This is a genomic window from Stenotrophomonas sp. NPDC077659 (assembly GCF_050268705.1).
Lineage (GTDB): Bacteria > Pseudomonadota > Gammaproteobacteria > Xanthomonadales > Xanthomonadaceae > Stenotrophomonas.
In genome coordinates, this window is sequence record NZ_JBNNHG010000162.1 from 1 (window position 1) to 8,022 (window position 8,022).

The 8,022-nt window shown below is 67.3% G+C and carries 7 protein-coding genes and 2 pseudogenes; 8 read left to right on the top strand and 1 reads right to left on the bottom strand.

The features are described 5' to 3' along the window. Window positions 1–138: pseudogene (locus tag ACQKDV_RS16880) on the bottom strand (bifunctional nicotinamide-nucleotide adenylyltransferase/Nudix hydroxylase); the annotation flags it as partial. Here ACQKDV_RS16880 and ACQKDV_RS16885 point away from each other — a divergent pair. The 8 genes and pseudogenes from ACQKDV_RS16885 to ACQKDV_RS16920 form a co-directional block, all read left to right on the top strand. Next, window positions 137–619: pseudogene (locus ACQKDV_RS16885) on the top strand (phosphoribosylaminoimidazolesuccinocarboxamide synthase); the annotation flags it as partial. The pseudogenes ACQKDV_RS16880 and ACQKDV_RS16885 overlap by 2 nt on opposite strands. Window positions 620–852: 233 nt before the next feature. After that, window positions 853–1,338 carry a DUF962 domain-containing protein gene (locus ACQKDV_RS16890; protein WP_427785263.1) on the top strand — a complete coding sequence of 162 codons (486 nt, stop codon included), beginning with the start codon at window positions 853–855 and terminating at the stop codon, window positions 1,336–1,338. Window positions 1,339–1,673: 335 nt separating this feature from the next. Beyond that, window positions 1,674–4,502: a monovalent cation/H+ antiporter subunit A gene (locus ACQKDV_RS16895; RefSeq protein ID WP_427785264.1), complete on the top strand. Its 2,829-nt coding sequence runs from the start codon at window positions 1,674–1,676 to the stop codon at window positions 4,500–4,502. Further along, window positions 4,502–4,879, top strand: a complete 378-nt coding sequence (locus tag ACQKDV_RS16900; RefSeq protein WP_108766605.1) for a Na+/H+ antiporter subunit C — start codon at window positions 4,502–4,504, stop codon at window positions 4,877–4,879. The genes ACQKDV_RS16895 and ACQKDV_RS16900 overlap by 1 nt, the downstream gene beginning before the upstream one ends. Beyond that, the gene (locus ACQKDV_RS16905) at window positions 4,876–6,411 is read left to right on the top strand and encodes a monovalent cation/H+ antiporter subunit D (protein ID WP_427785265.1); all 1,536 of its coding nucleotides are present in this window, start codon (window positions 4,876–4,878) and stop codon (window positions 6,409–6,411) included. Before ACQKDV_RS16900 ends, ACQKDV_RS16905 begins: the two co-directional genes overlap by 4 nt. Then, window positions 6,408–6,914 (top strand): Na+/H+ antiporter subunit E, encoded by a 507-nt coding sequence (locus ACQKDV_RS16910; RefSeq protein WP_427785266.1) that lies wholly within the window; start codon window positions 6,408–6,410, stop codon window positions 6,912–6,914. Before ACQKDV_RS16905 ends, ACQKDV_RS16910 begins: the two co-directional genes overlap by 4 nt. After that, window positions 6,911–7,195 (top strand): K+/H+ antiporter subunit F, encoded by a 285-nt coding sequence (locus ACQKDV_RS16915; protein WP_006399171.1) that lies wholly within the window; start codon window positions 6,911–6,913, stop codon window positions 7,193–7,195. The genes ACQKDV_RS16910 and ACQKDV_RS16915 overlap by 4 nt, the downstream gene beginning before the upstream one ends. After that, window positions 7,192–7,566 (top strand): Na+/H+ antiporter subunit G, encoded by a 375-nt coding sequence (locus ACQKDV_RS16920; RefSeq protein WP_427785268.1) that lies wholly within the window; start codon window positions 7,192–7,194, stop codon window positions 7,564–7,566. Before ACQKDV_RS16915 ends, ACQKDV_RS16920 begins: the two co-directional genes overlap by 4 nt. Window positions 7,567–8,022 lie beyond the last annotated feature (456 nt).

An 8,022-nucleotide genomic window follows, 5' to 3' on the forward strand; every position in this document is an offset into this window, starting at 1 on the left:
GCGCGCTTCGTTGTACAGGTGGTCGCGCAGCGGGCGGATCAGCAGGCGGTCGGTGTGGCCATCAAGGGCGGCCTGGATCATCACGGCGCGTTCGGCCACGGTCCAGGGGTTGCGCAGGCTGCGGGGGGTATCAGCCGACGGCCTGCGCCAGGCCGAGCAGCTGCCCGAGCCGATCTTCACCCCCTCGACCAAGGCCGCCGTGGGCGACCATGACGAGAACATCGATTTCGATGCGATGGTGAAGCAGGTCGGCGCCGATCTGGCCGAGCGCGTGCGCGATGCCACCCTGCGCATCTACAAGTTCGCTGCCGATTACGCCCGCGAGCGCGGCATCATCCTGGCCGATACCAAGTTCGAGTTCGGTACCGACGCCGATGGCCGCCTGTACATCATGGACGAGATGCTGACGCCGGATTCCTCGCGTTACTGGCCGGCCGACGAGTACGAAGTGGGTACCAGCCCGCCGAGCTACGACAAGCAGTTCGTGCGCGATTACCTGGAGACGCTGGACTGGGGCAAGACCGCCCCGGGCCCGACCATCCCGGCTGAGATCATCGAGCGCACCCGCGCCAAGTACGCCGAGGCGCTGCAGCGCCTGGCCGGGATCAGCGTCGACTGATCTCCCAGCGCCCCCGGCCCAGGCCGGGGGCGTTCTGATGCCGGCAACCACCCGCCCGGTAGAGTCGACCGTTGGTCGACTGCTCTTCGTTCCGATCGTGCAAAACCAGCGCTGCGCGCGATAGTCGACCAACGGTCGACTCTACCCCGCCGGCCGCGCCCGGTCGGTGCCACCCGGTTGGTGCGAGCCGGTCGCCACCGCACCGCCCGGTCCGGGCGGAGTATGCTGGCCGCATGCAGACCACCACCCAGCTTGCGCGGCCCATCGACCGCTACTTCGCCAGCTATTCAGACGACCACCGCAACGTCATCAACCAGCGCATCCATGTGGTGGCGGTGCCGGCCATCCTGTGGTCGGTGGTGGCCCTGCTGTGGTGCCTGCCGCCGCTGATCACCTGGTTCCAGTACGGCATCTGGGCGGCCTTTGCGATGTTCAGCGCCTGGTGCTTCTACAACAAGCTGTCGCGCCCGCTGGGCATCGGCATGCTCATCCAGTTCTTCGTGTTCGGCTGCCTGTGCCGCCTGCTGGAGGCCGAGATCGGCCTGCAGGCACTGCGCTGGCTGGCGCTGGGCGTGTTCGTGGCGGCCTGGGTCGCGCAGTTCATCGGCCACACGTTTGAAGGCCGCAAGCCCAGCTTCCTGACCGACCTGACCTACCTGCTGATCGGCCCGGCCTGGGTAATGGCCAAGGCGTACCGCAAGCTGGATTGGCGCTACTGACCACCCCCGTTTGCTGAACGGGTACAGACCGTCACCCCTGCTCCACGACCGACCTGCCAGCCTGCGATTCACGGGTGGCAGCGGCCTGCCTGCGCGCCTGCCTAGCCGCTCCCAGCCGTTGCCACGTGGGGCCGCAGGTGCCCATGCGAGCGCGTAGGGAACCGATCCGGCAAAGCCGACGCCCCTATCCCGCAAGGCCCCAAAATCGGTCTGCCGCACCGCAAAAAAGATGAATAGCGCATGTTACATGCCGTTTGTGGCCGTTACATGGGTTTCGGCAACATTTGGCTGACTGTTAGACTCAATGACCTGCTCGTGAATCATGGATTCCCTGCATGCTCCCCAGCCTGCCCCTGCTGCTGGCCCTGCCGTTCCTGATGGCAGTGGCTGTTGCGGCCTTCCCCCGTAGTTCCCGCTCGACAGCCGCCTGGCTGGCGGCGCTGGCGCCGTTGGGCGGACTGGCCATCCTTGGCTGGCTGACCCCAGCCGTGATGGGCGGGGAGATCGTTCGCAGCCTTGTACCCTGGCTGCCGCAGATCGGGCTGGATTTCGCCCTGCGCCTGGATGGTCTGGCATGGATGTTTGCCGGCATGGTGCTGGGCATCGGCGCACTGGTCGTGCTGTATGCGCGCTACTACCTCAGCAGCGAGGACAATGCGCACCGCTTCTACTGTTACCTGCTGCTGTTCATGGGTGCCATGCTGGGCATGGTGCTGTCGGGCAACCTGCTGCTGCTGATGGTGTTCTGGGAAATGACCAGCATCAGCTCGTTCCTGCTGATCGGCTTCTGGTCGCACCGCAAGGATGCCCGCGAAGGCGCGCGGATGGCGCTGGTGATCACCGGCGGCGGCGGCCTGGCCCTGCTGGGTGGCGTGCTGCTGATCGGCCGCATCGTCGGCAGCTTCGACCTGGACGTGGTACTGGCCGCCGGCGATCAGATCCGCGCCAGCGCGCTGTACCCCTACGCCCTGTTCCTGGTACTGGCCGGCATCTTCACCAAGAGCGCGCAGTTCCCATTCCACTTCTGGCTGCCGCACGCGATGGCCGCGCCCACCCCGGTGTCGGCCTACCTGCACTCGGCCACCATGGTGAAAGCCGGTGTGTTCCTGCTGGCGCGACTGCACCCGGCCCTGGCCGGCACCGACCTGTTCTTCTACACGGTCAGCGGCATCGGCGCGATCACCCTGCTGATCGGCGCCTGGAACGCGATCTTCCAGCATGACCTGAAGGGCCTGCTGGCCTATTCGACGATCTCGCACCTGGGCCTGATCACCCTGCTGTTCGGCCTGTCCACGCCGATGGCGGTCGTGGCCGGTGTGTTCCACATCCTCAACCACGCCACCTTCAAGGCCTCGCTGTTCATGGCCGCCGGCATCATCGACCACGAGACCGGCACCCGTGACATGCGCAAGCTGGGCGGGCTGAGGAAGCTGATGCCGTTCACCAGCGCGCTGGCGATCATCGCCTCGCTGGCGATGGCGGGCATTCCGCTGCTCAACGGCTTCCTGTCCAAGGAAATGCTGTTCGCCGAAGCACTCACCGCCGGTGGCCCGGGCATCATGCGCACGGCGGTGTCGATCGCCGCGCTGCTGGCCGGTGTATTCGGCGTGGCCTACAGCCTGCGCTTCGTGCACGACACGTTCTTCGGCCCCGGCCCGCACGATCTGGACCGCGTGCCGCACGAGCCACCGCGCTGGATGAAGGTGCCGGTGGAGATCCTGGTGGTGATCTGCGTGGCGGTGGGCATCGCCCCGGCACTGACCGTGGCCCCGGTGCTGCACGCCGCAGCCGGTTCCATCCTCGGCAATGCCATGCCCGAGTACAGCCTGTCGGTCTGGCACGGCTTCAACCTGCCGCTGGCGATGAGCGCCATCGGCGTGGTGGGTGGCGTGGCCCTGTACTTCGGCCTGCGCAAGGTAATCAACCTGCACGGCGTTCAGAATACCGCCACCGGCCGCAACGTCTTCCACGCGCAGCTGGATACGATTTCCGCGCTGGCCATGCGCCTGACCAACGGCATTGCCAACGGCAGCCTGCAGCGCATGCTGCTGGGCCTGGTGCTGGTGGCGATCACGGTGGCGGCCGCGCCCTACATCGCCAATCCGGCATCGCCCAACTGGACCAGGCCGCAGCCGATCCCGCTGCTGGGCTGGGCACTGTGGCTGGTGATGATGGCCTGTGCCATGGCCACCCTGCGCGTCTACAAGCAGCGCCTGCTGGCGGTGCTGCTGGTCGGTGGCGTCGGCCTGATGGTGGCGCTCACCTTCGTGTTCCTGTCCGCGCCGGACCTGGCCCTGACCCAGCTGCTGGTGGAGATGGTGACCCTGGTGCTGATGCTGCTGGGCATGAACTACCTGCCCGCCCAGTCCGGGCCGGAGCGGCCGCGCTGGCGCAAGCGCCGCGATGCGGTCATCGCCATCATCGCCGGTGCCGGCCTGGGCGCGCTGGCCTACAGCGCAATGACCCTGCCGCCCAACACCATGGCCGGCGAGATGCTCGCCCGCGCCCTGCCCGAAGCCTATGGGCAGAACGTGGTCAACGTGATCCTGGTCGACTTCCGCGGCTTCGATACGTTCGGCGAGATCACCGTGTTCGGCATCGCCGCGCTGGTGGTGCATGCCCTGCTGCGGCGCACGCGCATGGCCCCGGAGCAGATCATGCCCGGCCCGCCGATCAAACTGCCGGTGCCGGCCGACCTTGCGCAGATCATGTTCCCGCTCACCCTGACGGTGTCGATCTTCCTGTTCCTGCGCGGCCACAACGCGCCCGGTGGCGGTTTCATCGCCGGCCTGGTGCTGGCCGTGCCGCTGCTGATCCAGTACGTCATCCAGGGCACCGCCTCGGTCGAATCGCGCTTCGGTTTCGACTACATCCGCTGCATCGGCATGGGCCTGCTGATCGCCCTGCTCAGCGGCAGCGCCTCGATGCTGTTCGGCGTGCCGTTCCTGACCAGTGGCCACCTCGACCTCCACCTGCCGCTGATCGGCGAGGTGCCGCTGGCCAGCGCGATTGGTTTTGATATCGGCGTGTACCTGGTGGTGTTCGGCGGCGCCATGCTGATGCTGTCGATGATGGGCACGGTGAAGCCTTCGCGCACCCGCACCGCCCGCCGCGGCGAGATCGACCTGCAACGCCGTTCGGCCCGTACCGGGGAGATGCACTGATGGAACTCGCCCTGGCCACCGCGATCGGCGTGCTGACCGCCATCGGCATCTACCTGCTGCTGCGCGCACGCAGCTTCGATGTGATCCTCGGCATGACCTTCCTGTCCTATGCCACCAATCTGCTGATCTTCGCCGGTGGCCGCGTGGTGCTGGGCAAGGCGCCAGTGCTGAAGGACGGCGTGGACAGCCACCTGGGCAACTACACCGACCCGCTGCCACAGGCGCTGGTGCTGACCGCCATCGTCATCGCCTTTGCGATGACCGCGGTGAGCATCGTGCTGGCCATGCGCAGCCGCAGCGACAACCACAGCGACCACGTCGATGCCCACGAACCGGATGAGGACGCCCCGCCGCGTCGGGACGAGGACCACGCATGAACCATCTGGTGATCCTGCCGATCCTGATTCCGCTGCTCGGCGCCGCACTCTCGCTGTTCGTCGAACACCGCCGCTACGGGCCCAAGGTGCAGCGCGGCGTGGCCTGGACCGCCATGGCGGCGCTGGCCATGGCGGTGGGCCTGCTGTTCGCGCAGACCGCGGGCGGCGACATCAACGTCTACCTGCTGGGTGACTGGCCCTCGCGGCTGGGCATCGCGCTGGTGGCCGACCGCCTGTCGGCGTGGATGCTGCTGACCACGCTGTTGCTGGCCATCCCCTGCCTGATGCACGCCTGCTCGGGCTGGGACCGGCGCGCGCCGCATTTCCATGCGCTGTTCCAGTTCCAGCTGGTCGGCCTGAACGGTGCGTTCCTGACCGGCGACATCTTCAATCTGTTCGTATTCTTCGAGGTGATGCTGATCGCCTCCTACGGCCTGCTGCTGAGTGGCGGCCGCGGCCTGCGCATGCGCATCGGCCTGCACTACGTGGTGTTCAATGTCACCGCCTCGACCCTGTTCCTGATCGCGCTGGGGCTGTTGTATGCCTCGCTGGGCTCGCTGAACATGGCGGAGCTGTCGCAGCGCATCGCCGAAGTGCCGCCGGCGCAGCTGACCCTGGTGAAGGCCACCATGGGGCTGTTGCTGCTGGTGTTCTGCGCCAAGGCCGCGCTGATGCCGCTGTACCTGTGGCTGCCCGAATCCTATGCGCGCGCACCGGCAGCAGTGGCGGCGCTGTTTGCGATCATGACCAAGGTCGGCCTGTACGCCGTGCTGCGCGTGCAGATGCTGTGGTTCGGCGAGGACGCTGGCGCGCTGGCCGGCTACGGCCGCGACTGGCTGCTGTGGGCCGGCGTGACCACACTGGTGCTGGGTGGCCTGGGTGCACTGGCCGCAGCCCGGCTGCGCGTGCTGATCTCCTATCTGGTCATCGTCTCGGCGGCCACGCTGTTCATCGCCTTCGCGGTGGGCACGCCAAAGGTGCTGTCGGCCGGCCTGTATTACCTGCCGCACAGCACGTTCGTAGCGGCCGCCCTGTTCCTCGTCGCCGACCTGATCCGCCGCCGTCGTGGCGGCGCCAGCGACCGCAAGGAAGTGGTGGCACCGATGCCCGGCAAGGAAACGCCGGCCGTGCTGTTCCTGATCGGTGCGGTCTCGGTGGCCGGCCTGCCGCCGCTGTCCGGCTTCCTGGCCAAGGCCGCGCTGCTGGCCGGCATGCCGGCGCAGTACACCGGCGCGGTGTGGACGGCGGTGCTGGTCAGCAGCCTGCTGGTCATCATGGGCCTGACCCGCGGTGGCATCCGCCTGTTCTGGCGCGTGCCGCTGCCCGACCCGGACGCGCCACCGCCACGCAAGGCACCGCTGCGCCGCATCGAACTGTATGCCGCCTGCCTGCTGCTGGCCTATGGCATCGGCATGACCCTGGGCGCGGCACCGCTGATGCGCCATACCGATGCCATCGCCGCCCAGCTGCTGCAGCCGGCTGACTACGTGCAGCAGTTGCGTGCGACCCCGCCGGAGATCCGCCAGCCATGACCGCCAAGCGCTCATTCCGCCGCCGCGTGTTCCCCTCGCCCGCCCTGAGCATCATGGTGGTGGCGTTCTGGCTGCTGATGTCCGACAGCTTCACCCTCGGCCAGATCGTGCTGGGCGTGGTGCTGGGTGTGGTGGTGCCGCTGTTCGCCGCACGCCTGGACCGCGAGTTCGCCCGCATCGGTACGCTGCGGCCGGTGCCCAAGCTGCTGTTCGTCACCCTGTGGGACATCCTGATGTCCAACATCCGCGTGGCCATCCAGGTGCTCGGCCCGGAGCGCAACATCCACCCCGGTTTCATCTGGTTGCCGCTGGACATCGCCAACATTCACGGCATCGCCGCCCTGACAAGCATGATCACCCTGACCCCGGGCACCGTGTCGGCTGCGCTGAGCGATGACCGCAAGTACCTGCTGGTGCATGTGCTGCACCTGGACGACCCGCAGGACCTGATCGACACGATCAAGCGACGTTACGAAGCCCCGTTGATGGAGATCTTCCCATGACTGGATTCCAGATCATCCAGACCACCCTGGTGGTGTGCATGCACGTGGTCGGCCTGGCCATGCTGCTGGCCACCTGGCGCCTGCTGCGCGGCCCGACCGTGCCCGACCGCATCCTGGCACTGGACACGTTGTCGGTGACCGCCATCGCCGAACTGATGCTGTTCGGCATGTACCTGAACTCGGCGATCTACTTCGAGGCGGCGCTGGTCATCGCCATGCTCGGCTTCGGCAGCACCGTGGTGCTGAGCAAGTTCGTGCTGCGCCGGGACATCGTCGAATGATCACCTTCATCCAGATCGCTCTGTCGGTGCTGCTGCTGTTCGGCTGCTTCTTCATCCTCGTCGGTGCCCTGGGACTGGTGAAGCTGTCGACCTTCTTCAAGCGCCTGCACGCGCCGACCAAGGCCAGCACGCTGGGCGTGGGCTGTGTGCTGGCCTGTTCGGTCTGCTACCACATCTTCCTCGGCCAGGACCCGCAGCCGCGCGAGCTGCTGATCACCGTGTTCCTGTTCATCACCGCGCCGATCAGCGCCCACATGATGGCCAAGGCGGCACTGTCGCTGCTGATGGAAACCCGCCCCAGCCTACCCGGCAACGAGCGCGCCAAGGAAGAGCAGCTGCCGCCGCCGGAACCGCAGCGGGAAGAACGGTAGGTGCCGACCGTTGGTCGGCACGGCGCGTCATCCACGCATGGCGTGGATCTACCCGCGCGATCTCCAGCCCCAGCCACCGCCCGCATTGTCGGTAGGTGCCGACCGTTGGTCGGCACGGCGCGTCATCCACGCATGGCGTCGATCTACCCGCGCGATCTTCGGCCCCAGCCACCGCCCGCATTGTCGGTAGGTGCCGACCGTTGGTCGGCGCGGCACGTCATCCACGCATGGCATGGATCTACCTCACCCGCGCGATCTCCAGCCCCAGCCGCCGCCAGCATTGTCGGTAGGTGCCGACCGTTGGTCGGCACGACGCGTCATCCACGCATGGCGTGGATCTACCCGCGCGATCTCCAGCCCCAGCCACCGCCCGCATTGTCGGTAGGTGCCGACCGTTGGTCGGCACGGCGCGTCATCCACGCATGGCGTGGATCTACCCGCGCGATCTCCAGCCCC

Excerpts from the sequence above, each read along its gene's own strand:
- ACQKDV_RS16890 (WP_427785263.1), top strand. The coding sequence starts at position 853 with ATGCAGACCACCACCCAGCTTGCGCGGCCCATCGACCGCTACTTCGCC.
- ACQKDV_RS16895 (WP_427785264.1), top strand. The coding sequence starts at position 1,674 with ATGCTCCCCAGCCTGCCCCTGCTGCTGGCCCTGCCGTTCCTGATGGCA.
- ACQKDV_RS16900 (WP_108766605.1), top strand. The coding sequence starts at position 4,502 with ATGGAACTCGCCCTGGCCACCGCGATCGGCGTGCTGACCGCCATCGGC.
- ACQKDV_RS16905 (WP_427785265.1), top strand. The coding sequence starts at position 4,876 with ATGAACCATCTGGTGATCCTGCCGATCCTGATTCCGCTGCTCGGCGCC.
- ACQKDV_RS16910 (WP_427785266.1), top strand. The coding sequence starts at position 6,408 with ATGACCGCCAAGCGCTCATTCCGCCGCCGCGTGTTCCCCTCGCCCGCC.
- ACQKDV_RS16915 (WP_006399171.1), top strand. The coding sequence starts at position 6,911 with ATGACTGGATTCCAGATCATCCAGACCACCCTGGTGGTGTGCATGCAC.
- ACQKDV_RS16920 (WP_427785268.1), top strand. The coding sequence starts at position 7,192 with ATGATCACCTTCATCCAGATCGCTCTGTCGGTGCTGCTGCTGTTCGGC.